A 23,563-nucleotide genomic window follows, 5' to 3' on the forward strand; every position below is an offset into this window, starting at 1 on the left:
AAAAGCCGGGCGACGCTAACACGCCGCCCGGCTTGAAAGGAAACATCAGGAACGATTACGCGCCTTTGGGAAAGTTCACCACCGTGGCGCCGCCGCTCTTGGCTTTCTCGGCCGCGCTCTCGCTCTGCGCCTTGCCGTTGATGACAATGGCGCCGCGCTCGGCCGAGATGCGCACGGTTTCCTGATCGTGGATCTCGCCCGACAGAATGGCTTCCGCCAGCGGATCCTGAACGCTTTTCTGGATGACGCGCTTCAACGGGCGCGCGCCATAGGAGGGATCGTAGCCCTTGTCGGCCAGCCAGGTGCGGGCCTTCGGGTCGAGGTCGAGGGTGATCTTGCGATCCTCCAGCAGCTTCGCCAGACGGCTCATCTGGATGTCGACGATGGCGCCCATGTCTTCGCGGCGCAGCCGGTGGAACAAGACGATTTCATCGACGCGGTTCAAGAACTCCGGCCGGAAATGCGCGCGCACCACGTTCATCACTTCGGTCTGCACGGCGCTTGAATCCTCGCCTTCCTTCTGCATGACGAGATATTCGGCGCCGAGGTTCGACGTCATGATGATGAGCACGTTGCGGAAGTCGACCGTGCGGCCCTGCCCGTCCGTCAGCCGGCCCTCGTCGAGAACCTGCAACAGAACGTTGAAGACATCGGGATGCGCCTTCTCGACTTCGTCGAACAGCACGACCTGATAAGGCCTGCGCCGCACCGCTTCCGTCAAAGCGCCGCCCTCGTCATAGCCGACATAGCCCGGAGGCGCGCCGATGAGACGGGAGACCGAATGTTTCTCCATATATTCGGACATGTCGATGCGCACGAGCGCCGTCTCGTCGTCGAACAGGAAGTTCGCCAACGCCTTGGTCAGCTCGGTCTTGCCGACGCCGGTGGGCCCTAAGAACATGAACGAGCCGATCGGCCGGTTCGGGTCCTGCAGGCCGGCACGGGCGCGCCGCACGGCGGTCGAAACCGCATGCACCGCTTCCTTCTGGCCGACGACGCGCCGCGACAGATCCTCTTCCATCTTGAGGAGCTTTTCGCGCTCGCCTTCGAGCATTTTATCGACGGGCACGCCGGTCCAGCGCGACACGACCTGCGCCACGTGATTGGCCGTCACCGCTTCCTCGACGAGGCCGGCGGAAGCCGCGTTCTCGTTGTCGGCAAGCGTCTTCTCCAGCTCCGGGATTACGCCATAGGCGAGCTTGCCGGCTTCGGCGAAATCGCCACGCCGTTGCGCATTGGCGAGATCGGTGCGGGCCGCTTCCAGCCGCTCCTTGAGCTTCTGGGCGTCGCCGAGCTTGCTCTTCTCCGCCTTCCACTTGTTGGTGAGCACGGTCGACTTCTCTTCCAGTTCGTCGATTTCCTTGACGAGCTTGGCGAGCCGATCGCGCGAGGCGGCATCGGATTCCTTCTTCAGCGCTTCGCGTTCAATTTTCAGCTGGACGATGCGACGATCATATTCGTCGAGCTCTTCCGGCTTGGAATCGACCTGCATGCGCAGGCGCGAGGCGGCTTCGTCGACAAGGTCGATGGCCTTATCGGGCAAGAAGCGGTCGGAGATATAGCGGTTCGACAGAGTCGCGGCCGCGACGATCGCCGCGTCGGTGACGCGCACGCCGTGGTGCAGCTCATACTTTTCCTTCAGGCCGCGCAGGATTGAGATCGTGTCCTCGACCGACGGTTCGTTGACGAACACCGGCTGGAAACGCCGCGCCAAGGCCGCGTCCTTCTCGACATATTTGCGATATTCGTCGAGGGTCGTGGCGCCGACACAGTGCAATTCGCCGCGCGCCAGAGCGGGCTTCAGCAGATTGGACGCGTCCATCGCGCCATCCGCCTTGCCGGCGCCGACCAGGGTGTGCATCTCGTCGATGAAGAGGATGATTTCCCCCTCGGCCGCCGTCACTTCGTTGAGAATGCCTTTCAGGCGCTCTTCGAACTCGCCGCGATATTTCGCGCCGGCGATCAGGCTGCCCATGTCGAGGGCGAGCAGTTTCTTGTCCTTCAGGCTTTCCGGCACGTCGCCATTGATGATGCGCAGTGCAAGGCCTTCGATGATGGCGGTCTTGCCGACGCCGGGCTCACCGATCAGGACAGGGTTGTTCTTGGTGCGGCGCGACAGCACCTGGATGGTGCGGCGGATTTCCTCGTCGCGGCCGATCACCGGGTCGAGCTTGCCGTTGCGGGCGGCATCGGTCAGGTCGCGGGTATATTTCTTCAACGCGTCATAAGCGTTTTCCGCCGTCGCATTGTCGGCGGTACGGCCCTTGCGCAAGTCCTCGATGGCGGCATTAAGAGTTTGCGGGGTGACGCCCGCATTGCTCAGAATCTTGGCGACGTCGCTCGACTTCTCCATGGCCAGCGCCAGCAGGAGGCGTTCGACGGTGACATAGGAGTCACCGGCCTTCTGGGCGATCTTTTCGGCCGAGTCGAAGACCCGGGCCGTGGTCGGCGCCAGATAGAGCTGGCCGGCACCGGTGCCCTGTACCTTGGGGAACTTCGATAGCGCCAGTTCGGTCTGGACCAGCGCATCGCGCGAACGGCCACCGGCACGGTCGATGAGACCGGCGGCGAGACCTTCGCTGTCGTCCAATAAAACTTTCAAGAGATGTTCGGGCGCGAACTGCTGATGGCCTTCGCGCAAAGCCAGCGATTGCGCCGACTGGATGAAGCCCCGCACCCGTTCGGTGTATTTGTCCAAATTCATCAAATCCTCCTGCCCGCGCCCTAGCCCCGAAGCGACCGTTGCGCGTCACGCATACTGATTCGGCCCCGATTGGCAGCCGTCGACTATGATGTAAGGAGCATTCGACGAAGTAAAAGACGCGCAGGTTTTATTCTGGCAAAAATTAGGGCCGAAATCCGCATGTTACCGCGGCCCACAAAGGAAAGGCCCGGTTCGGGAACCGGGCCTTTTGATCTTCGCCTGATTATTCGCCGGCCGGCACGTCATCGGCCACGGGGGTGTCCCCCTCGGAGGCGGCCTTGGGCCGGCGGCGGCGCCGGTTGCGCAGGTGGAAGGTGGCGTCCTCATGTTCGGTGCCAGCTTCCGGCGCGGCGGCGCGGGGCGGAGCCTCGGCGACCGGGGCTGCGTCCTGCGGCGCGGGGCGGCTCGGCGCGGTGATGAAGGAGGGCAGGCCGACGGGCATGTCCGGCTCGACCGCCGGGGCGCGGTTGCCGTTCTGCTCCGGCTGCGCTTCGAAGCGCGGCTGTTCCTGCTGGTAGTCGCCGCGCGGCTGGTAATCGCGCTGCTGGCCATTGCCGCGATAATTGTCACGGTTCTGGTTGCGGTTGCGGTTCTGGTTGCGGTCGTAGAACGGCCGGTCTTGCCGATCCTGGCGCGGGCCGCGATCCTGATACTGGCGGTCGCCCTGCTGGCGATCTTGCCGGTCTTGCCGATCCATCTGCTGGCCGGGCTGGCGCTGGTCGCCCTGCGGGCCGCCGTAGGGCTGCTGGTTGGGATATTGACCCTGCGGCTGCTGGGCGTGCTGCGGATAGGGCTGCTGCTGTTGCGGCTGCTGGCGCTCGAGCGGCGACGCGAAGCGGTCGGGCATGACGCCGAAGTCGTCGTCATCCTCGCTCTCGTCGGCGGTGTCGGGGGCTTCGCCCGGCGGACGGCTGGCGCCCATCTGCGCCTGCTGCTGGGCAAGCTGGGCCGCGGCGATCAGGCGGAAATAATGTTCGGCGTGCTGGAGATAGCTCTCGGCCATGACCGGATCGCCGGAAGACTGGGCGTCACGGGCAAGCTGAAGGTACTTTTCAGCCACGTGATGGGCGGTGCCTCGGATTTTGACGTCTGGACCGTTGGATTCGTAGGTACGTGTGAGCGGATTAGGACCCTTGCGGTTGTTATTGTTACGACCGCGCATCCGCTTGTTCTGACCTGGTCTCATGGATCTTTCCTAAGGCATACCAATCAAGACGGGCGCCCTGCATGGCGACTGTGCCATGTGCGTCCGCAATTCAAGGATCATTCCTGGATCATTCGATTGCGAATAATGAGGCTCTCCGGCCAAGGTTCGCTCGCCACGGCCCCGCCGTGGAACCATCTTCCCGGTTCGTCACACCGAACCGATAGATTAGGAGAAACATTTATCGTCGTTTCGGCGCTGCCTTTAGCGGCAAGCTCGCCCGTCAAGACGATTCAATATCAAAACCCTAGTCGGTTTTTGCGCGTCTGCCAAGCGGCAAGTTTGCGCGTTCACCCTCTGATTGTCCCCGGCCCCACACCACCCGGTCGCGGCCGCCGAAATCCTTGATTACCTCAATATGGGTAAGCCCGGCGGCTTCGACAATGGCCGAGACGTCGGCGGCCTGGGCGGCACCGATCTCCAGAAAAACCAAGCCCGTGCCCAAGCCCCTGCCTTTGTCTCCGTCGGTGGCCAGAAGCTTGGGCAGAGCGGTGGCGATGGCGCGATAGGCGGTCAGGCCGTCCGGCCCGCCGTCGAGGGCCAATTGGGGGTCGAAATGTCGCACCTCGGGGTCAAGCCCAGCCAAGGCCGAGGTTTCGATATAGGGCGGGTTGGAGACGACAAGGTCGAAAGGACCAACGATCCCATCGGCCCAATCGGCGATGCGGATCTCGCCCCGGGCGGCCAGGCCGGTGGCTTCGAGGTTCTGTCGGGCGATGGCGCAGGCGGCGGGGCTGATGTCGGTGCCAAGTCCGGTGGCGTTCGGGAATTCGCTGAGCAAGGCGGCGAGAATGGCGCCCGAGCCGGTGCACAGATCGAGAATGCGCAACGGCTCATCGCGCCGTGCGCGGCAGGCCGTAACGGCCGCCTGCACCAGGGTTTCAGTGTCGGGCCGAGGGTCGAGCACATCGGGGCTGATCGCCAGATCGAGCGTCCAGAAGCCGCGTGAGCCCAGAATGCGCGAGACCGGCTCGCGATCGAGCCTGCGTGTGACGAAGCCGATGAGCGTGTCGAGCGCTGTTTCATCGAGCGGATCATTCATCCGCGCCAGAAGTCCGGCGGCGTCGATGCCGGTCGCGGCCGAGAGCAACAGGCGCGCGTCGAGGCGTGCCGTATCGATGCCAGCTGCAGCGAAGGCTTCGGCGATACGATCGAGCACTGCGGCCATGCTGGGCTGCGCGCGCAAAGTTTGCGTCAGCGCGCGCGCCGCAGGGCTCATCGATACGTCCTCGACTTATTTCTCATGGCTTATTTTCCATGCCTGCCTTGGTCATCATCCGGAACAGGCGATTGGCGAAGGCGCTCATGTCGGCGATCTTCTCGCCGTCCATCAATCGCGCCTCGTCATAGATCAGCCAGGTCGCATCCTCGACGAAGCTCTTGTCGCCGTCGCCTTGCACGCGCTGCTTCAACACCTCGATCAACGGATGGGTGGCATTGATTTCGAGAATGGCCTTGGAGACATTCTGCAAGCGGCCATGTTCGGCGAGAATGCGTTCCAGCCGGCGATCGGGGCCTGAGTCGGGCGCAATCAAACAGGCCGGGCTGTCGGTGAGGCGATCGGAGACGCGCACGTCTTCCACCGTCTCGGACAGGGTCTGCTTCATGTAAGCGAGCAAGCTTGCGGTCTCGGCGGAATTGGCTTCAGCGGCTGGCTGCTCGCGGCCATCGGTCAGCGGAATGTCCTTCAGATCGGCCGCGCCCTGCGTCACCGACTTGAACGACTTGCCGTCGAAACCGAGCGCCGTCGTCACCCAGAAGGCATCGACCGGGTCTGAGAGCAGCAGCACTTCGATGCCACGGGCGTGGAAGCCTTCCAGTTGCGGGCTGGCCGCAAGCTGCTTCGCATCGTCGCCGGTGACATAGAAAATGGCGTTCTGATTGGGCTTCAGATCCTTCACATAATCGGCGAGCGAGCGCTTGCCGTCTTGATGCGTCGAGGTGGCGAAGCGGGCGATCTTGAACAGTTGATCGCGCCGTTCGGGATCCTCATAGAGACCTTCCTTGATGACCGGACCGAAATTCTCCCACACGCCGTTGAATTTTTCGGCGTCGTTTTCGGAGAGCTTCACCAGTTCCTGCACCAGGCGGTTGGCGACGGCCTTGCGGATGGTGGCGAAGACCGGGCTCTGCTGAATGAGTTCGCGCGACACGTTGAGAGGAAGATCGGCGGAATCGACCAGCACGCGGAAGAAGCGCATCCAGCCGGGCAGCAGATCGGCTTCGTCAGTGATCAAGACGCGGCGCACGTAGAGGCGGGCGCGGCCCTTGCGCATCGGATCGAACAGATCCATCGGGCGCGAGCCCGGAACGAAGCCAAGCACCGTATACTCGTGGCGGCCTTCGGCACGCCAGTGCGCGGTCAGTGCCGGCTCATCGTACTGATGGGCGAAGCCGCGATAGAATTCCGTATAGTCTTCCGGCGTGATGTCGCTCTTGGCCTTGGCCCAGATCGCCACGCCTTCGGTGAGGCGGCGCGGTTCGGCATCGGGCTTGTCGCGCAACTCGACGGGGATCTGCACGGCGCCGGAATGTTCGCGGACGACGCTCTCGATCTTGTAGGTTTCGAGATAAGTCGCAGCGTCTTCCTTGATGTGCAGCACGACGCGGGTGCCGCGCGCGGGCGCGTCGTCGGTGGTTGCCGCTTCGATCGTATAAGCGCCGAGGCCGTCCGACGACCAATGCCAGGCCTCCGATTCGCCGGCCTTGCGGGTGAAGACGTCGACTTTGTCGGCGACCATGAAGGCGGAATAGAAACCGATGCCGAACTGGCCGATGAGCTGGCCGGGAGAATTTTCTCCGCCGCCGTCGACTTCGCGCTCCTCATCGCTTTTCGGCTTTTCGAGCTTTTCGAGGAAGGCGCGCGTGCCGGAACTGGCGATCGTGCCCAGTGCCTGAACGAGATCGGCGCGGTCCATGCCGATGCCGTTGTCGGTGATCGTCAGCGTGCGCGCATCCTTGTCGAGGGTGAGGTCGATCTGGAAGGGCGCTTCGTCGCTGAGAAGTTCTGGAGATTGCACGGCGAGATAGCGCAGCTTCTCGCAGGCGTCGGCGCCGTTGGAAATCAATTCGCGCAGGAAAATATCGCGGTCCGAATAAATCGAATGGACCATGAGATGCAGCAGGCGCGCCACGTCGGCCTGGAAAGCATGGGACTCGGTTTTTGCGGTTGCTTCAGTCAAGGATAAGCTCGCTCACTGCGTCGGGGGGAATTCGGCGCTCATATCGCGGGATTATCGGGAGGTTTCAAGCCCGTCAGTCCGGGGTGGCGTGACAGAGCGGACAAAGAAAAGGGCCGACAGGCGCGCGGCGCTCTGTCGGCCCAGGAATCGCTCGCCCTCTGGGGGCTCTCTTACCGACCGTCATTCCCGGGGGGCTGGGGGGCTGACGAAATCCAGGAACAGGCGGTCGTACTCAAGAGGCGATGGTCAGAAGATGCCGCTTGATCGGGGCGTGTGTTCGGCTGGAAAGCGGCGAAACTGTGATATTTTCAATGAAAGAATCACGGGGAAAATCCCACAAAATCCGAGAGATTGGTGCGGCGGCCAAAAGGCGCGGCAAAGGGTGGGATCATCAGTCTTCCGGCTTGCTGCGCCGGCCCGTCGGGTTCACAATACAGTCATGTGATTTGCTCGCGTCGGCCTGAGGATTTGGTGCGCGGGATCACTTTGGAGGCCGGATGAGCGACAGCGATCAAGGATCGACTGACGGGAGTCGGGGGCAGATTGCGTGGCTGCGCCCGCTCAACCCCCAAAATTCTCACATGAATTCCTCCGGGTCCCGCGCGGCGGTCCCAACGGTCGTTTCCTTCAACCGGCACGAATTGCGCGAGATCATGAATCTCTATGGCCGCATGGTCGCTGCCGGTGAGTGGCGCGATTATGCGATGGATTTTACGACCGACAAGGCGGTGTTCTCGATTTTCCGGCGCACGTCGGAAATGCCGCTCTACCGCATCGAGAAGGATCCGAAGCTGGCGCGCAAACAGGGCGCCTATAGCGTCGTGGCGCCGATGGGCCAGATCCTGCGCCGCGGCCATGAGCTGGCGAAGGTCATTTCCGTGATCGATCGTAAACTCAAGCTCGTCGCTGGCTGAGCCTCGGTGTCATCCCGGACGCCGCAGGCGATCCGGGAGCCGGGGGCGAGCGGTAGAGCATAGACTCCCAGCGGTGAAGCGGCGTTCGCAACCAACCAAGATTTCGTCACGCGCCCCTGGTTCCCGGATCACGCTGCGCGTGTCCGGGATGACACAGAGGCTGTGGCGTATTCGACTGACTTGATGACACGAAGGTCAGCGCAAAGAAAAAGGCCCCGGTTTTTCGCCGGGGCCTTTCTTATTCACGATCCAGCGGCGATCAGTCGTCGCGCGCGCCCGTCAGCGACAGGATGAACTGGAACATGTTGACGAAGTTCAGGTAGAGCGACAGCGCGCCCATAACCGAAGACTTGGCCATCAGTTCGCCGTCCTGCGACAGGTAATCATAGTCTTCCTTCAGGCGCTGGGTGTCCCAAGCGGTGAGGCCGGCGAAGATCAGCAAGCCGATCGCGCTGATGGCGAAGCTGAGTACGCCCGAGCCGAGGAAGATGTTGATGATGCTCGCGACCACGAGGCCGATGAGGCCCATGATCAGGAACGAGCCCATGCCCGACAGACTGCGCTTGGTGGTGTAGCCGTAGAGGCTGAGACCACCGAAGGCGATCGTCGTCACGAGCAGCGCCTGGACGATGCTGCCGACCTTGAAGACAAGGCCGATCGAACCAAGCGACAGACCCATCGTCGCCGCGAAGGCCCAGAAGGTGCCAAGCAGCGCGGTGTAGCTCATCTTCTCGAAACGGAAGGAGAGCACGAAGACGAAGGCGAGCGGCGCAAGCATGATGACCCAGCGCAGCGGCGAGCCATAGAGTGCCTGCGTGATCGGGCTGCCACGGCCGAGCATGAAGATGCCTGTCGCGACAAGCGCCGAGATCGCCAGCGCCAGCGTCATGTGATTGTAGATGCCGAGCATATACGACCGGAGTCCGAGGTCGTATTCGGCAGTACCGGCGCGGGCGGTGCTGGTCCGGCCCCAGACGGTTGCGTTGCGATCGAAGTCCGACATGTGTCCCTCTCTGAATTCCGTCCGACGTCCTGCCGGGCCGGTCCGACGCCACGGTGGCAATCGAATTGCCGATAATATGGAGAGAGGCGAAGTTACACACAAGGGGAGTTTGCGTTGCGGCGTACGATAAAGCGCTCGCTTAATGGCTAAAATCAAAGCGAATTCGCCTCATCGTGACTTCACGCTCAGAGGTCCCGCAGATGTCTCGCTGGTTTCTGCCCTAGTATTCTTACGGTGGCAGCCAGGCCCAACACCACGCTGACCACCAAGGCAGCCAGGGCGCCAAGCGAGGCTGCACCCCAGGCGAAGCTGTAATCCTCGACACGCATCACGCGCGTCATGATCGCCCAAGCGGCGATCGAACCGGCCAGCACGCCGAAGACGGCGGTGGCGGCACCGAGGATCGAATATTCGAGCACGAGTGCGCTCAACAGTCGTCGCCGGGTGGCGCCCAGGGTTTTCAGGATCACCGCATCATAGATGCGCGCCCGCTGTCCGGCAGCCAAGGCGCCGCCCAGCACCAGTAGCGCGGCTGCCAAGGCTATGCCCGTGGCGCCGCGAATGGCGAAGGCCAGTTGATCGGCAATCTTCGAGACGGCCTCAAGCGTGTCCTTGATGCGGATGCTGGTGATCGTCGGAAAGGTCGCAGCCAGGTCGCGCAGCAGCGCGACTTCCTGCGCGCCATGATCGCCATCGGCAAACGTCGCTGTGGCGAGATGGGTATGTGGCGCGCCCGCGAATGTATTGGGCGAGAAGACGAAGACGAAATTGATGCCCATGGTGCGCCAATTGACAGCGCGCAGATTGGCGACCTTGGCGGTGATGTTGCGGCCGAGCACGTTGACGATCAGCGTGTCGCCGACATGCACGCCAAGGCCGTTGGCGGCATCGCGCTCCATTGAAACGAGTGGTTGGCCTTTGTAGTCGGCGGGCCACCATTCGCCTTCGGTCAATGTCGAGCCTTCAGGCAGATCGGCGGAATAGGTGATGCCTCTGTCGCCTTCGAGCACCCAGGCGGCATCTTCCTTGGCCTTGATGTTTTCAGCTCTGGTTTCGTTGAGCTGAACGAGGCGGCCACGCATTATCGGCACGCGTTCGAGCTTGGCGTCCGGCGCATGGGTTTTCATGAAGGCGTCGAAGTCGGCGGTTTGCCGGTTCTGAATGTCCATGAAGAAGAAGCTCGGCGTCTGGCCGGGCATGCCTTGGCGCAACTGACCGCGGATGTTGATGTCGATGAGGGTCAATGTGGTCAGCAGCGCCAGGCCCAGGCCGAGCGCCAGCACGACGGAATGGGTGAGCGCGCCGGGCCGATGGATGTTGGCGACGGCCATGCGCAAGGCGGTGTTCGACGAGCGCGGCGCGCGGCGCGCCAGAGCGATGATGCCGATGCCGACGAAGCGCAAAAGCGCCATGCCGCCGAAGGTGGAGAGGATGTAGATCAGGGCCAGCCGGCGATCGTTGGCGAGCACGACGATGGTGCCGATCAGGAGAGCCGCGACGACGCCGATCATGGCGAGATAGCGCCAGCGCAGCCGCGTCGCGCGATGATCGATGCGGTCGCGGAACAGCGCCGAGACCGGCAGGTCATGGGCGCGGCCGATCGGCCCGAGCGAAAAGGCCAAAGTCGTCAGCACGCCATAGAGCAGGCCCGACATCGTTTCGGTCGGATAAATAGCCGCTTTGAACGGTACGGGAATGATCGTGCCGAAGCCCCAGGAGATGACGAACGGCAGTGCCAGACCAAGCGCCATGCCGATGGCGATGCCCGCCGCCGACATCAACAGCACCTCGGTCAAAGCGACGATGAACACATCCTGACCGGTGGCGCCGAGGGATTTCAGCGTGGCGAAATCCGGCGTGCGGCGGTCGATGAAACTGCGCACCGCATTGGCGACGCCAACGCCACCGACGATCAAAGCGGTGAGGCCGACGAGGGTGAGGAATTGCGTGAAGCGCTCGATGTTTTTTTGAAACTGCGGCGAGACATTGTTGCGGGTGCGGACCTGCCAACCCGCATCGGGAAAGGCTTTTTCGCCCGCGCGCATGATCGTGTCGATGGCCGGATCGGGCGCGGTGCCGCCGCTGCGATCCTCGACGAGAATACGATAGGACCAGCGGATCAACGATCCTGGCGCGAGCAGGCCCGTTGCTTGCAAAGCATCTTGCGAGAGGATGACGCGCGGGCCAAAGCCAATGCCGCCGGCCAGTTTGTCGGGCTCGGAGAGCAAAGTGCCGCGAAATTCAAACTCGCCGTCGCCGAGAAAAAAACGGTCGCCGGGTTTCAGATCGAAGCGGGCCTGCAGCGCCGCATCGGCGATGGCGCCGGGTAGGCCGTTGCGCGGCTGGAGCAGTTGCGTCAGCGGCTGTGTCGAATCGATCTCGACATCGCCGAGCGCCGGATAACTGCTGTCGACGGCTTTCAATTCGACGAGCGAAGGCGTGCCGTTGCCGGCGCGCGCCATGGCGCGCATGGTGGCGATGGTCGAGACCTTGCCTTGTTCCCTCAGCCACGCTTCTTCCTGCGGATTGGCCTGGCGATGAATGAGCGAGAAGGAAATATCGCCGCCGAGAATGCGGCGGCCTTCCTCGGCGAGAGAATCGGAGAGGCCGCGCGAGGTCGCATTGACGCCGACGATGGCGGTGACGCCGAGCGCGATACAGGCGAGGAAAATGCGAAAGCCCCGCAGGCCGCCGCGCAGATCGCGCACGGCGAAGCGCAAAAGCGCGCCAAGCCGTGTCATGCCGGATGTGGAGGTGGTGGCTTTAAAGGATGTGTCGGCCGTCTGGACGTTGGCCATGTCAGGCATCCGCCTTGGCGGTCGCGGCATGTTCGGGGTCGATTACGCCGGAGCGCAGACGGATGCGGCGGTCGCAGCGCGCGGCGAGATTGGCATCGTGGGTGACGAGCACCAAAGTGGCGCCGCGTTCGCGCTTCATGGCGAACAGCAGATCCATGATCGACAGGCCGGTGGTCTCGTCGAGATTGCCGGTCGGTTCGTCGGCGACGAGGATTGCCGGATTGGGTGCCATGGCGCGGGCCAGCGCGACGCGCTGCTGTTCGCCGCCGGACAATTGCGCCGGATAGTGATCGAGCCGTTCGCCCAGGCCGACCGCGCTCAGTTCGGCAGCGGCGCGGCGATCGGCATCGGCGATGCCGGCGAGTTCCAGCGGCACGGCGACGTTTTCCAGCGCCGTCATCGTCGGGATGAGGTGGAAAGATTGAAAGACGATACCGATATTAGCACCACGAAAACGCGCCAGCGCGTCTTCGTCCATATCGGTGAGCCGGGCGCCGTTGATGGAAATGGCGCCCGAATCCGGCTTCTCGAGGCCGGCCATGGTCATCAGCAAGGTCGATTTGCCCGATCCGGACGGGCCGACGAGGCCGACTGCCTCACCACGGCCAATTTCCAATGACACGCCCTTGAGGATATGGACACGGGCCCGCCCCTGACCGAGGCTGAGATGAACGTTTTCGATGGCGATAACAGGTTGAGACAAAGCCAGGTTTTCCCCGATGAGAGCCATATGCGCGGGCAATCGCAGTCATATGGTGTGTCGCGCAATTTCGTCCAGCAGATGGCGAAGCGAGTTTCGAGCCATGCGGCGTGGCTGCTTGTCGCGCTCACGATTTGCGTGATGAGCACTACGGTCAAGGCAGAGGCAGCGACGCGCATTCTCGCTTTGGGCGACAGTCTGACGGCCGGTTTCAATCTGCCGGCCAATGCCATGTTTCCGGTGGTGTTGGAGCGGCGTCTGCGTGCCGCCGGCCATGATGTCGAGGTGGTTAACGCCGGTGTCTCGGGCGATACGGCCCAGGGCGGGCTTGAGCGGCTCGACTGGGCGCTCGGCGACAAGGTCGATGCGGTGATCGTCGAACTGGGCGCCAACGACATGCTGCGCGGCATCGATCCGGCGCTCACGGAAAAGTCACTCGATGAAATTTTACGTAAACTGAGCGAGCGCAAGATCCCGGTCTTGCTCGCCGGCATGTTGCCGGCGCCCGGGCTCGGCAAGGAATATGGCGGCCAGTTCGCGGCGATCTATCCGCGCCTGGCGAGCAAATACAACGCCGTCCTCTATCCGTTCTTTCTCGATGGTGTCGCCGGCGACACGGCGTTGAATCAGGCCGATGGCATGCATCCGACGCGTGCTGGCGTCGAAGTCATCGTCGAGCGCATGCTGCCGAAAGTGGTGGAACTCCTGGAGCGCGCGAAGGCGACGCAGTGAGGTGAATCAAGCCGTCATGAAAGGGTGCTTTTGTTCCCCTCGGCAAAGTGAAATGCTGCAACTGTGGATTTGCCGATTTGATTCGGCCTGCCGGGCCGGTCGGCGCTTTTGAAGAAAGGGCGAGCCATGCCAAGACTCTTCACCGGACTCGAGCTTCCCGATGATCTCTCCGATGAATTGGCTCTGTTGCGCGGTGGCCTGCCCGGCGCCAAATGGATCGAACCGGAAGACTATCATCTGACCTTGCGCTTCATCGGCGACATCGGCGATGCGATGGCCAACGAAGTCTATGATGCCTTGTCGTCGATCCGCCGCTCGGCTTTCACCGTGACGCTCGAAGGGCTGATGACGTTTGGCAGCGACAAGCCGCGCGCCATCGTCGCGCGCGCCAGACCAACACAGGAACTCACTGAGCTGCAGCAGGATCTTGAACGCGCCATGCGTCGTCTCGGCCTGCCGGCGGAGACGCGCAAATTCGTGCCGCATGTGACGATCGCACGCTTGCGCAATGGGTCGGCAGTCTTAGCGGCCGACTGGCTTGGCTCGCGCGCCTTGCTGCCGAAGACTTTCACCGTCACCAACTTCGTCTTGTTCTCGTCGCGCGCTTCGACAGGTGGCGGCCCTTATGTCAGCGAGGCCAGCTTCCAGCTCGAACGCTCAGCGTTTGGTGGGCGCTTCGCGGCGGCGGGTGAAAGCCCAGTAAATCGCTCCCGATAAAGCGGCGCAGATAAAGAACAACGCCAGGAAGCGGTTTTCGACCGGCGTCTGATTCGTTGCCTGTGTGGTGTCGCCGCGCAAAGTGAGGCGCAAGATCCACGGCATGGCGGCGGAGAGGATGCCGGGTGCCAGCACGTGCCAGAGAAACGAGCGCAGCCGCGCCGCTTCCGCCAGCACCACCGACAATACATGCGGCACGACGCAGATGGCGACGACTGCGTGGGAGAGCACGTTGGCGACGAGGATCAAGGATGCGCCCGATTGCCAGTCCTGATTGGGTGCGAAGGCTGCGTCGAACAGGCCTGCGAGGAGTTGCAACGTCGCACCGCCCGCGATCGGATCGGAGACGATCGCGATAAAAAGAAAAACAACATTGCATGCGATCGCCAAGGCGAGCGCGAAAAGGGCAACAAGCAACCGCCGCATCGTGTCTCTTTACTAGGGCTCCAGAACGGAATCCCAGTATAGATAATCCATCCAGCTTTCGTGCAGATAATTCGGCGGGAACAATCTGCCGCTTTGATGCAGATCGCCAATCGACGGTTGGAACGGTTCGCGCGCCGGCCACATATGGACGTCGTCGGGCAACCGATCGGCCTTGCGCAGATTGCAGGGCGAGCAGGCGGCGACAACATTCTCCCACGTCGTCATGCCGCCACGCGAACGCGGGATCACGTGGTCGAAGGTGAGATCGTCGCGGGCACCGCAATATTGGCAGGAGAAGCGATCGCGCAGGAAAACGTTGAAGCGTGTGAAGGCCGGTTGCCGCGTCGGCTTGATGTAGGTCTTCAAGGAGACCACCGAGGGCAATTGCATTTCGAAGCTGGGGCTGCGCACCGTCTTCTCATAGTGGGAGACGATATTCACCCGATCGAGAAAGACCGCCTTGATGGCGTCCTGCCAGGACCACAACGACAAGGGATAGTAACTCAGCGGCCGGAAGTCGGCGTTGAGAACCAGAGCTGGACAGGCTTCCGGCGAAATCGCCGGATGGACGTGAACCGTCACTCCCGCAATCCTCTCGATACCCGGACAGGTAGAATCGCGTCCGGTCTCGCTGAAGATTAATCTACAGGTGGGATGACGGCTTTGTGAAGGCCCTAGATGTCGCGGCCGAATTTACCGATTTAACGCGAATTATCGCGTCGGCACCGGGCTGCCGGAGCGATAATCGTAGAAACCGCGCTTGGTTTTGCGTCCCAGCCAGCCGGCTTCGACATATTTCACCAGCAGCGGGCAGGGCCGATATTTGGAATCGGCGAGGCCCTCATGCAGCACCTGCATGACGGACAGGCAGGTATCGAGGCCGATGAAATCGGCCAATTGCAGCGGACCCATCGGATGGTTAGCGCCGAGCCGCATCGCCGTGTCGATCGCCTCGACCGAGCCAACGCCTTCATAAAGCGTGTAAATCGCCTCATTGATCATCGGCAGCAGGATGCGGTTGACGATGAAGGCGGGGAAATCCTCCGACACGGTGGAGGTCTTGCCGAGCTTCTCGATGAAGCCCTTGGCGGTCTCGAACGTGCTGTCGTCGGTGGCGATGCCGCGGATCAGCTCGACGAGCTGCATCACCGGCACCGGATTCATGAAATGTATGCCGATGAACCGCTCCGGCCGGTCGGTGACGGAGGCCAGACGGGTGATCGAAATCGACGAGGTGTTCGAGGCGACGATCGCATCGGCCCGCAGCGACGGGCACAATTTCACGAAAATCTTACGCTTGGTGTCCTCGTTCTCGGTCGCGGCCTCGATCACCAGATCGCAGTCGGACAGATCGTTGAAATCGGTCGACGGCGCGATGTGATCGAGCGCGGCCTTGCGATCGACTTCGCTGAGCTGGCCGCGGCCGATCTGACGGGCCATATTGCCGTTGATCGTCGCCAGCCCGGCCGCCACCCGCTCTTCCGACACGTCATTGAGCCGGACATCGAGGCCCGCGAGCGCGCAGACATGGGCAATTCCATTGCCCATTTGTCCCGCGCCGATAATGCCGATCTTTTTGACGTCGAGGGCCATGGTGTCCTTTTGCCTGGCGAATTCCTTAATCGCCATAATCATAAGGCAAGCGCCGGGAAGGTCCAGCGCCAGCCCCTTTGCTCGCCCAGACTAACCCTTGATCTTGTCCAACTCTTGGGCAAGTTCGGGCAAAGCGGTAAACAGATCGGCAACAAGGCCGTAATCCGCCACCTGGAAGATCGGCGCTTCCTCGTCCTTGTTGATCGCGACGATCACTTTGGAGTCCTTCATGCCGGCCAGATGCTGGATCGCGCCGGAAATGCCGGCCGCGATATAGAGCTGCGGCGCGACGATCTTGCCGGTCTGGCCCACCTGCCAGTCGTTGGGGGCATAGCCCGCATCGACGGCGGCGCGCGAGGCGCCCATGGCGGCGCCGAGACGATCGGCGACCGGCTCGATGTATTTCTTGAAATTCTCGGCGTTCTGCATGGCGCGGCCGCCCGAGATGATGATCTTCGCCGAGGTCAGTTCCGGACGATCGGATTTCGCCACCGCTTCGTCCTTGAACGTCGACAGCGCCGGATTGGCGGCGGCGGCGACCTTCTCCACGGGCGCGGAACCGCCAGCGCCGGTCGCGGCGAAAGCGGCGGTGCGCACGGTGATGACCTTGATCTTCTCGCCGCTCTGCACGGTCTGAATGGCATTGCCGGCGTAGATCGGCCGCTCGAACGTGTCTGGTGAGACGACCTTGATGATTTCGGAAATCTGCATGACGTCGAGCAGAGCGGCGACGCGCGGCATGATGTTCTTGGCGCTCGTCGTCGCGGCCGAGACGATAGCCGTATAATCCTTGGCGAGGCCGACGATCAAAGCGGCGACAGGCTCGGCGAGCTGATGATCGTAGATTGCGTCATCGGCAACGAGCACCTTCGCCACGCCGTCGAGTTTCGCAGCAGCATCGGCAGCCGCGGCGCAATTGTGGCCGACGACGAGAACATGCACCGGCGCACCGAGTTCCTTGGCGGCGGTCAGCGTCTTGGCGGTGGCATCGCCGAGCGTATCCTTGGCGAGATCGGCCAGAACAAGCGTGGTCATTTAGATCACTCCCGCTTCGTTTTTCAGTTTGGCGACAAGCTCGGCGACCGAGCCGACTTTCACGCCGGCCTTGCGTCCGGCCGGTTCCGTCGTCTTGAGCACTTTCAGGCGCGGCGCCGTGTCGACGCCGTAGTCGGCCGCCGTCTTTTCATCGATCGGCTTCTTCTTCGCCTTCATGATGTTGGGCAGCGAGGCATAGCGCGGCTCGTTGAGGCGCAAATCGGTGGTGACCACCGCCGGCAGTTTCAACGTCACCGTCTGTAGGCCGCCGTCGACTTCGCGCGTCACATCGAGCGAACCGTCGCCGATGACGACCTTGGAGGCGAACGTGCCCTGGCTCCAGCCGAGCAGCGCAGCGAGCATCTGGCCGGTCTGATTGCTGTCGTCGTCGATGGCCTGTTTGCCCAGGATGACCAGGCCAGGCTGTTCGGCGTCGATGACGCCCTTGAGGATTTTAGCCACCGCCAGCGGTTCGACCACGCCGTCGGCCTTCACCAGGATGCCGCGGTCGGCGCCCATGGCGAGACCGGTGCGGATGGTTTCCGACGCCTGCGCCGGGCCGATCGAGACGACGACCACTTCGGTCGCCTTGCCGGCCTCTTTCAGGCGCAGCGCCTCTTCGACGGCGATTTCGTCGAAGGGGTTCATCGACATTTTCACATTGGCCAGCTCGACGCCGCTGCCGTCAGATTTGACCCGAACCTTGACGTTATAGTCGACGACCCGTTTCGCCGGCACAATGATCTTCATTCCGCGTTCTCCCGGAGGCGATCCCGTATGGTAGGGGGTTTCTGGTAAATGTGGCATGGGGCCAAGTCAACGCACCAAGGCCTGATCGAGCCAGCACGTGAAGTTAGCCTGGCCAACCGTTTGCTTCATAGCGTTTTGCAGTTTGACGGAAGCGTCAAACGCCACAAAGGCGCGTCAAAACAAAGGTCCTAGGCAAAATTGCGTTTCTGTCGAAACGCAATTTGCTCTAGGCGGTGCGTTTGCCAAAAAGCGGAACTTGCGGCCGGCGCAGCAGCGGCGTCAGCGCGGCGCCGGCGATGAGGCCGCCGACATGGGCCCACCAGCCCGTGGCCTGATCGCTGCTGAACAGCGCCGATCCGACCTGGAGGGCGATCCAGGCGAGGATGATGTAGAGCGCGGTGATCGACAGCGGCAGCCAGGCGAAGGCCAGCACGAAGACGTGGACGCGCGGATAGAAGATCACATAGGCGACGACGACACCGGAAATCGCGCCCGAGGCGCCGATCAGCGGCGCCTGGGACTGCGGGTCGAGGAAGGCGTAGAGCAGGCAGCCGGCGATGCCGCTCAGCAGATAGAAGAGGGTGAAGCGCAGCGAGCCCATCGCATCCTCGACATTGTCGCCGAACACCCAGAGGAACAGCATATTGCCGGCGAGATGAAAAAAGCCGCCGTGGACGAAGAGGCTGGTGAACAGCGTCGCCCAGGTCGGCACATGGGCGATGGTCTGATCGATGACGGCCGAGCCGAACAGGACGGCGGGGATCATGCCAAGCCCGAGGCCGACATTTTGCGGGGTGCCGATAAGGCCGGTGGCGATCGTCAGATAGACGAAGACGTTGAGGCCGAGCAGAACATAGGTCGCGATCGGGCGTTTGAGATAGCGCAGTTCCACGCCGTCGTAGAGCGGAATGAACACGGACACTCCGAAAACAGAGGAGAAGTGTCGAACCTAGCGGTTTCCGCCCGGCGTCCACAAGACGTCGCCCTTGGCCTTCCAGTTGCAATAGCGCGAAGCGACGAAGAGCAAGTCGGAGAGGCGGTTGACATATTTCAGCGCCGGCGCGCCGACGGTCTCGTCCGGCCGCGCCACCAGTTCCACCATACGCCGCTCGGCGCGGCGGCAGATGGTGCGCGCCACATGCAGGGCCGCCGCGGTGGGCGTGCCGCCGGGCAGCACGAAGGAGCGCAGCGGTTCGAGATGGCCGTTGAGCTGATCGATCTCGGCTTCGAGGCGATCGACCTGCGTTTGGATGATGCGCAGCGGTTCGTAGCCGAGATCGCGATCGACCGGCGGCGTGCATAGATCGGCGCCGAGATCGAACAGATCGTTCTGGATGCGGCCGAGGATGGCGTCGAGCGTTTCGTCTTCCTGTGGCGCGGTGAGGCGGGCGACGCCGATGGCCGAATTGGTCTCGTCGATCGTGCCGAAAGCTTCGATGCGCAGATCGTATTTGGCGCGGCGCTCGCCGGTGCCAAGCGCGGTCGAGCCGTCATCGCCGGTGCGCGTGTAGATGCGGTTGAGTACGACCATGCTGACCTCCCGGCGTCCGGCCTCGCGGACCAGCCAAGGCCCTATAACGTTTCAGCGTTGGATGGAATCGGCAAACGTACGAAAGCGCCACTATGGCGTTTTCCAGCTAGCCGCCGCGGAACCAGAGAACGGCGAGGACGACGATGATGGCGACGAACTGGAGAATGACGCGCCAGCGCATCAGTTTCTGCGACAGATTGGGATCGCCGCCGCGCAACATATTGAAGAGACCGAGCAGCAAAACGACGACGACGGCGCCGACTGCGATCCCTGGAAGTATGCCGGATGTCATCATGGAAGCCGGCTCCTCGCGGCGAAGTTCATTATAGGCTCGAATAGCTGGCGAGGAAGTGCAGCAATTTAGCCGATCGCGACAGTCTCAATAACGTCGCAGCAGGCGCTCCAGATAGTCCAATTCCTCGCGCGGGCGGGTCTGGTCGCCCAGGCGCCGGCGCAGCTCCTCCAGCACCTGCTGGGCGCGCTGGGCGGCGGGCACGCCGAGCGGATCGTAGCGGCTGCGGGAATTGTCGCCGCGATCGCGCGATTCACGGCCCAGTGGATCGGAGCGGGCGGCGTCGCGGCCGCGCTGGCCGGGGCCGTTGGGATCGCCCGGGCCACCGGACTGCTCACCGGGCTGGCCGCCCTGCTGCTGCATCTGCTGGGCCATCGACTGGGCACCCTTGCGCAGGCTTTCGAGCGCCCGGCCCTGCGAGCCCACCGCCTTGCCCTGGCCCTCGCCCGAACCTTCGCCGAGTTGCTGCTCGGCCTCGTTCATGGCGTCCTCGGCGTCGGAGAAGCCCTGTTCCGGCGGCAGGCCCATTTCGCGCATGCGCCGCTGCAAATCCTGCAACTGCTTGCGCAAAGCTTCCTGGCGCTGTTGCAGGCTCTGGCCGTTTTGGTTGTCGGCATTGTCCTGCTCGTCGCCTTCGCCCTGTTGGCCCGGCTGCTGCTGGCCCTGCTGGCGTTGGCCGCGCTGCTGCTGACCGTTCTGGCGCTGCTGTTGATTGCGCTGGGCGCGCTGGCGTGGCCGGCCCTGGCTTTCGCCATAGGTGTCGTCGCGCAGCTCCTGCTGGTCGCGCATCATCTGGTCGAGCTGGTTGAGCGCGCGGTTCATTTCACGTTGCGCGGAATTCTGCTGGCTCTGGCGGCGCGCGGTTTGCAGATTCTCGAGCATGTTCTGCAACTGATCGAGCATGCGCTGCGCGTCGGCCATATTGCCGTTGCGCGCCATGTCTTCCATGCGATCGAGCATGGAGCGCAGATCCTGCGGCGTGATGAAACGCGTGTTCGGATCGGGCTGCTGATTGTCAGCCTGCTGATCGCCGTCGCGCATCTGGCGCTCGGCCAGTTCCTGCATGAATTTATCGAGCGCGGCACGGAACTGATCCATCAGCTTGCGCAATTCCTCGTCGGAAGCGCCGCGATTCATCGCATCGCGCAAGGCCTGCTGCGCGGCGCGCAGATCGCGTTCGGCGCCGGTGAGATCGCCTTCCTCGAGCCGCAGCGCCATTTCCCACATCAGGTCGGCGGTGTCGCGCAATTGATCGTCGGTGCGTGCCGCTTGCAGCCGTTTGGCGATGGCATAGAGGCCGAGATAAACGGAGGTACCCGTCTGAAACTTTTCCGGCTCGATCATCAAGGCTTCCATCGCCGCCATGACGCGCGCCCGGTTGTCAGGCGCGAAGACGAGGTTGCGCCGCTGTTCGACCAGTGCGCGGGCGAGCGGCTTGACGAAGGTGCGTTGCGGCAGCGTCAGTTCCACCGGATCGCTATGGCCGGTGTTGCCGGCTTCATCGCGCGCCATCAGGCTCATGGTGACTTGTGCGCCGGCCCAGGGATGTTCGGAGAGATCGCCCGTCGTCTCGCCATCGCCGAGGCCGCCGGGGCCTTGCGCCAAAGCGAGCGGCATTTTCGGCGCTTCGTAAAGCATGCGGCCAGTGACCGGCTTGCCGCGCAGCGACGGCTTGGTGAATTCGGCTTCCGCGCCGACGACGCCGTAATCGTCTTCGATCTTGTAGGAGAGCGTGAGCGAGCCGCGCGCATTGCTCTTCGGTTCGCCCTTCAAGGTGATCACCGGCGGCCGGTCGGCGATGGCGGCGATCTCGAACGTAGCGACGGTGGAGCCGAGACGGCGCAGGGTCAGCGTGCCGTCGGCGCGCAGCGACCAGCGCTTCTCCTGATCGGAGCGCTTGGCATCGGCGACGGGCCGGTTGGTCGCCGGCTTCGTCTTGTCGTTTGTCTTGTCCTCGGCCTTTTCTTCGTCCGCCTTGTCGACGATGCCGCCCTTGATCTCGGCGCTGACGCCGGCGCCATCGGACGCGCGCATGATGATGGTGGAGCCGGCGGGGGCCTGAATCTTTTGCGCGACATTGCCGGGGCGGGCGCCCGTTTCGTCCTGCAGACGCAGCACCTGCGGCGCGCGGCCGGTATAGGCCGGCGGATCGATCCAGGCGTCGAGGCGATAGCCCTGGGAAATGGAACCGGCGGCGCTGAAATCGAACGCCGCGAGAACGCGCGGATATTTCTCCGGCCCGGCGATGAAGGCCGAGGCGATGAGGGCAAGGAGTACGCCGCCGCGCACCGCATAGCGATCGAAGCGCGAAACGCCGGGCGAGGGCGTGGCAATCTTGAATTGCGAGGCCGTCTGCGCCGCCCGTTGCAGGTGAATGCGCCACAGCGCCCGGGTGGAGGGATCGGCGGTGGCATTGGCGAGCTGGTCGTCGAGGGTGGCGGCCGGGCGATGCGGCAGGCCTGAATCGCGGTCGATGCGGTCGAGCGCCTCGGCGCGCGAGGGCAGGCGCACGCGCCAGAACAGCCAGGCCGGCCAGGCCAGTAGAGCGGCGAAAACGATCAGGCCGGAAATCCGGCCCCAGCGCGGCAGATGCAGCCACAGGCCGAGCCAGGACACGGTGAGGAACAGGGCGACGATGACGCCCAAGGCCAGCAGCGGCGGCCACAGCCGCTCCCAAGACAAAGTCAGCCCGGCGACGCGCGCCAGGCGATCAAGCCGCTGGGTCAAAGATGAGCTACCGGTCCGGTCCTGCAATCGGCATCCCCGAGGCGCCTTCTCGCGCCGCACACAAAGCTAATGGTATAGGCTAACACGCGTTCCCTAGGGATGCATATTGTCTGTCTGCTCTTGACGTGAATGTGTTCGCGCGGCGTCGCGAACAAGGCGTTTGGCGCATTTGAAAAGCGCCGGCACATGGGCGCCGACGCTGCGGTTCAAACTTAATCTTAACTTTGAATCAAGATTGGGGAACCCTAGGGCTCGCCTATTTTGGCCCGAATGGCGATATCGCCGAGGCGTTTGCGTTCCCGGGCGATGAATTCGGCGAATTCGGCGACGGAACCGCCTGCCGGCTCGATGCCGGTGCTCGACAGTTTCTGCATCACCTCCGGGCTTTTCAGTGCCGCCCGGAGTTCCGCATTCATCTTGTCGATGATCGCCTGCGGCGTGCCGCGCGGCGCCAGCAAGCCGGCCCAGTGGCCGATCTCGATGGTCGGATAGCCTTGTTCGGCCGTCGTCGGCAGGGACGGATAGGCGCTGATGCGCTTGGTGTAGGTGGTGGCGATCGCCTTCAACAAACCGGCTTCGATCTGCGGCAGCACGACGATGCTGGCCTCCGAGGTTGCCGCCACCGTGTTCGACATCACCGCATTGATGCTGTCACTGCCGCTGCGAAACGGCACGATGGTGACGGAAACATCGCCCGCTTCCTTGATCATCTCGGCGACGAAATGCGGGGTGCTGCCGCTGCCGGCGGTCGACCAGGTGATGCCTTTCGCGCCCTGCGCCTTCGCCCAGGCCATGAACTCTTTCATGTTGGACGCGGGCACGCTGGGATGGACGACGATGGTTGAAGGCGCGACGGCAATCATGCCGACCGGCACTAATTCGTCATCGCTATAGCCGAGATTCTTGAGCAGGATGCTGTTGGTCGCCAGCCCCGTGCTGCCGATCAGAAACGTGTAGCCATCGGGTTCTGCCTTCGCCACCGCCATCGTGCCGGTCACCGTGCCGGCGCCAGGGCGATTCTCGATGACGATCGGTTGTTTCAGCCGTTGGCGAACGGCTTCGGCCGCGACGCGCGCGATGAGATCGTTAGCGCCGCCTGGACCAAAGGGCACGACCCAACGAATCGGGCGTTCGGGCCATTGCGCGTGTGCCGCCGATGTCGAGGCGGCGCAGGCGAGAATTGAAAAAGCGGCGGCGCGTAGAACCTGACCAATCATGAGACACTCCCTCGTTCATGATGATTGCAAGATGATTT

At 63.0% G+C, this 23,563-nt stretch carries 20 protein-coding genes; 3 read left to right on the plus strand and 17 right to left on the minus strand.

Annotated features, from left to right (window positions below; translation table 11 throughout):
- Positions 1-55: 55 nt before the first annotated feature.
- From clpB to htpG, 4 genes are all read right to left on the minus strand, one after another.
- Complete coding sequence (clpB, locus tag OIM99_RS06870; RefSeq protein ID WP_311849583.1) at positions 56-2,704, minus strand: ATP-dependent chaperone ClpB; 2,649 nt, start codon at positions 2,702-2,704, stop codon at positions 56-58.
- A 223-nt stretch (positions 2,705-2,927) separates the two neighbouring features.
- Positions 2,928-3,890, minus strand: coding sequence for a DUF4167 domain-containing protein (locus OIM99_RS06875; RefSeq protein WP_311849584.1), 963 nt, complete (start codon positions 3,888-3,890; stop codon positions 2,928-2,930).
- A 265-nt stretch (positions 3,891-4,155) separates the two neighbouring features.
- The gene (prmC, locus tag OIM99_RS06880; RefSeq protein WP_311849585.1) at positions 4,156-5,127 is read right to left on the minus strand and encodes a peptide chain release factor N(5)-glutamine methyltransferase; all 972 of its coding nucleotides are present in this window, start codon (positions 5,125-5,127) and stop codon (positions 4,156-4,158) included.
- 22 nt (positions 5,128-5,149) lie between these two features.
- Entirely contained in the window at positions 5,150-7,090 is a 1,941-nt protein-coding gene (htpG, locus tag OIM99_RS06885; RefSeq protein WP_311849586.1) for a molecular chaperone HtpG, read from the minus strand.
- Positions 7,091-7,671: 581 nt separating this feature from the next.
- Here htpG and OIM99_RS06890 point away from each other — a divergent pair.
- Positions 7,672-8,004 (plus strand): DUF2794 domain-containing protein, encoded by a 333-nt coding sequence (locus OIM99_RS06890; RefSeq protein WP_311849587.1) that lies wholly within the window; start codon positions 7,672-7,674, stop codon positions 8,002-8,004.
- A 259-nt stretch (positions 8,005-8,263) separates the two neighbouring features.
- Here OIM99_RS06890 and OIM99_RS06895 read toward each other — a convergent pair whose 3' ends face one another.
- The 3 genes from OIM99_RS06895 to OIM99_RS06905 all read right to left on the minus strand — a co-directional run bounded on the left by OIM99_RS06895 (position 8,264) and on the right by OIM99_RS06905 (position 12,535).
- Positions 8,264-9,007, minus strand: coding sequence for a Bax inhibitor-1/YccA family protein (locus OIM99_RS06895; protein WP_311849588.1), 744 nt, complete (start codon positions 9,005-9,007; stop codon positions 8,264-8,266).
- 185 nt (positions 9,008-9,192) lie between these two features.
- A complete protein-coding gene (locus OIM99_RS06900; protein WP_311850367.1) occupies positions 9,193-11,748 on the minus strand; it encodes an FtsX-like permease family protein in 2,556 nt (851 codons plus the stop codon).
- Between the two features lie 58 nt (positions 11,749-11,806).
- The gene (locus OIM99_RS06905; RefSeq protein ID WP_409371481.1) at positions 11,807-12,535 is read right to left on the minus strand and encodes an ABC transporter ATP-binding protein; all 729 of its coding nucleotides are present in this window, start codon (positions 12,533-12,535) and stop codon (positions 11,807-11,809) included.
- A gap of 111 nt (positions 12,536-12,646) precedes the next feature.
- Between OIM99_RS06905 and OIM99_RS06910 the strand changes: the two genes are divergently transcribed.
- Together OIM99_RS06910 and thpR are read left to right on the plus strand one after the other, a co-directional pair.
- Complete coding sequence (locus OIM99_RS06910) at positions 12,647-13,237, plus strand: arylesterase (RefSeq protein WP_311849590.1); 591 nt, start codon at positions 12,647-12,649, stop codon at positions 13,235-13,237.
- A gap of 126 nt (positions 13,238-13,363) precedes the next feature.
- On the plus strand, positions 13,364-13,954 hold the full coding sequence (thpR, locus tag OIM99_RS06915; protein WP_311849591.1) for an RNA 2',3'-cyclic phosphodiesterase: 591 nt from the start codon (positions 13,364-13,366) through the stop codon (positions 13,952-13,954).
- Here the strand turns inward: thpR and OIM99_RS06920 are convergent.
- The 10 genes from OIM99_RS06920 to OIM99_RS06965 all read right to left on the minus strand — a co-directional run bounded on the left by OIM99_RS06920 (position 13,895) and on the right by OIM99_RS06965 (position 23,525).
- Positions 13,895-14,380: a hypothetical protein gene (locus tag OIM99_RS06920; RefSeq protein WP_311849592.1), complete on the minus strand. Its 486-nt coding sequence runs from the start codon at positions 14,378-14,380 to the stop codon at positions 13,895-13,897. The genes thpR and OIM99_RS06920 overlap by 60 nt on opposite strands.
- 12 nt (positions 14,381-14,392) lie before the next feature.
- The gene (locus OIM99_RS06925) at positions 14,393-14,962 is read right to left on the minus strand and encodes an HNH endonuclease (protein ID WP_311849593.1); all 570 of its coding nucleotides are present in this window, start codon (positions 14,960-14,962) and stop codon (positions 14,393-14,395) included.
- Positions 14,963-15,091: 129 nt separating this feature from the next.
- Positions 15,092-15,973, minus strand: coding sequence for a 3-hydroxybutyryl-CoA dehydrogenase (locus tag OIM99_RS06930; protein ID WP_311850368.1), 882 nt, complete (start codon positions 15,971-15,973; stop codon positions 15,092-15,094).
- 90 nt (positions 15,974-16,063) lie between these two features.
- Positions 16,064-17,008: an FAD-binding protein gene (locus tag OIM99_RS06935; RefSeq protein WP_311849594.1), complete on the minus strand. Its 945-nt coding sequence runs from the start codon at positions 17,006-17,008 to the stop codon at positions 16,064-16,066.
- Positions 17,009-17,758: an electron transfer flavoprotein subunit beta/FixA family protein gene (locus OIM99_RS06940; RefSeq protein WP_311849595.1), complete on the minus strand. Its 750-nt coding sequence runs from the start codon at positions 17,756-17,758 to the stop codon at positions 17,009-17,011.
- Between the two features lie 226 nt (positions 17,759-17,984).
- Positions 17,985-18,674: a rhomboid family intramembrane serine protease gene (locus tag OIM99_RS06945; RefSeq protein ID WP_311849596.1), complete on the minus strand. Its 690-nt coding sequence runs from the start codon at positions 18,672-18,674 to the stop codon at positions 17,985-17,987.
- 33 nt (positions 18,675-18,707) lie between these two features.
- Positions 18,708-19,289 carry a cob(I)yrinic acid a,c-diamide adenosyltransferase gene (locus OIM99_RS06950; RefSeq protein WP_311849597.1) on the minus strand — a complete coding sequence of 194 codons (582 nt, stop codon included), beginning with the start codon at positions 19,287-19,289 and terminating at the stop codon, positions 18,708-18,710.
- Positions 19,290-19,395: 106 nt separating this feature from the next.
- Positions 19,396-19,581 (minus strand): twin transmembrane helix small protein, encoded by a 186-nt coding sequence (locus OIM99_RS06955; protein WP_409371505.1) that lies wholly within the window; start codon positions 19,579-19,581, stop codon positions 19,396-19,398.
- Positions 19,582-19,668: 87 nt separating this feature from the next.
- A complete protein-coding gene (locus OIM99_RS06960; protein ID WP_311849599.1) occupies positions 19,669-22,308 on the minus strand; it encodes a TIGR02302 family protein in 2,640 nt (879 codons plus the stop codon).
- A 245-nt stretch (positions 22,309-22,553) separates the two neighbouring features.
- Positions 22,554-23,525 carry a tripartite tricarboxylate transporter substrate binding protein gene (locus OIM99_RS06965; protein WP_311849600.1) on the minus strand — a complete coding sequence of 324 codons (972 nt, stop codon included), beginning with the start codon at positions 23,523-23,525 and terminating at the stop codon, positions 22,554-22,556.
- Positions 23,526-23,563: the final 38 nt, after the last annotated feature.

It is taken from the genome of Methylocella sp. CPCC 101449, assembly GCF_031921685.1.
In the GTDB taxonomy this organism is placed as follows: Bacteria; Pseudomonadota; Alphaproteobacteria; order Rhizobiales; family Beijerinckiaceae; genus Terripilifer.

What these genes read in the sequence shown, in the direction of transcription:
- OIM99_RS06895 (WP_311849588.1), bottom strand. Translation starts at nt 9,007, where the DNA reads ATGTCGGACTTCGATCGCAACGCAACCGTCTGGGGCCGGACCAGCACC.
- OIM99_RS06950 (WP_311849597.1), bottom strand. Translation starts at nt 19,289, where the DNA reads ATGGTCGTACTCAACCGCATCTACACGCGCACCGGCGATGACGGCTCG.
- OIM99_RS06935 (WP_311849594.1), bottom strand. Translation starts at nt 17,008, where the DNA reads ATGACCACGCTTGTTCTGGCCGATCTCGCCAAGGATACGCTCGGCGAT.
- OIM99_RS06940 (WP_311849595.1), bottom strand. Translation starts at nt 17,758, where the DNA reads ATGAAGATCATTGTGCCGGCGAAACGGGTCGTCGACTATAACGTCAAG.
- thpR (WP_311849591.1), top strand. Translation starts at nt 13,364, where the DNA reads ATGCCAAGACTCTTCACCGGACTCGAGCTTCCCGATGATCTCTCCGAT.
- OIM99_RS06965 (WP_311849600.1), bottom strand. Translation starts at nt 23,525, where the DNA reads ATGATTGGTCAGGTTCTACGCGCCGCCGCTTTTTCAATTCTCGCCTGC.
- clpB (WP_311849583.1), bottom strand. Translation starts at nt 2,704, where the DNA reads ATGAATTTGGACAAATACACCGAACGGGTGCGGGGCTTCATCCAGTCG.
- OIM99_RS06890 (WP_311849587.1), top strand. Translation starts at nt 7,672, where the DNA reads ATGAATTCCTCCGGGTCCCGCGCGGCGGTCCCAACGGTCGTTTCCTTC.
- OIM99_RS06900 (WP_311850367.1), bottom strand. Translation starts at nt 11,748, where the DNA reads ATGACACGGCTTGGCGCGCTTTTGCGCTTCGCCGTGCGCGATCTGCGC.
- OIM99_RS06910 (WP_311849590.1), top strand. Translation starts at nt 12,647, where the DNA reads ATGAGCACTACGGTCAAGGCAGAGGCAGCGACGCGCATTCTCGCTTTG.
- OIM99_RS06955 (WP_409371505.1), bottom strand. Translation starts at nt 19,581, where the DNA reads ATGACATCCGGCATACTTCCAGGGATCGCAGTCGGCGCCGTCGTCGTC.
- prmC (WP_311849585.1), bottom strand. Translation starts at nt 5,127, where the DNA reads ATGAGCCCTGCGGCGCGCGCGCTGACGCAAACTTTGCGCGCGCAGCCC.
- OIM99_RS06875 (WP_311849584.1), bottom strand. Translation starts at nt 3,890, where the DNA reads ATGAGACCAGGTCAGAACAAGCGGATGCGCGGTCGTAACAATAACAAC.
- OIM99_RS06920 (WP_311849592.1), bottom strand. Translation starts at nt 14,380, where the DNA reads ATGCGGCGGTTGCTTGTTGCCCTTTTCGCGCTCGCCTTGGCGATCGCA.
- OIM99_RS06905 (WP_409371481.1), bottom strand. Translation starts at nt 12,535, where the DNA reads ATGGCTCTCATCGGGGAAAACCTGGCTTTGTCTCAACCTGTTATCGCC.
- OIM99_RS06930 (WP_311850368.1), bottom strand. Translation starts at nt 15,973, where the DNA reads ATGGCCCTCGACGTCAAAAAGATCGGCATTATCGGCGCGGGACAAATG.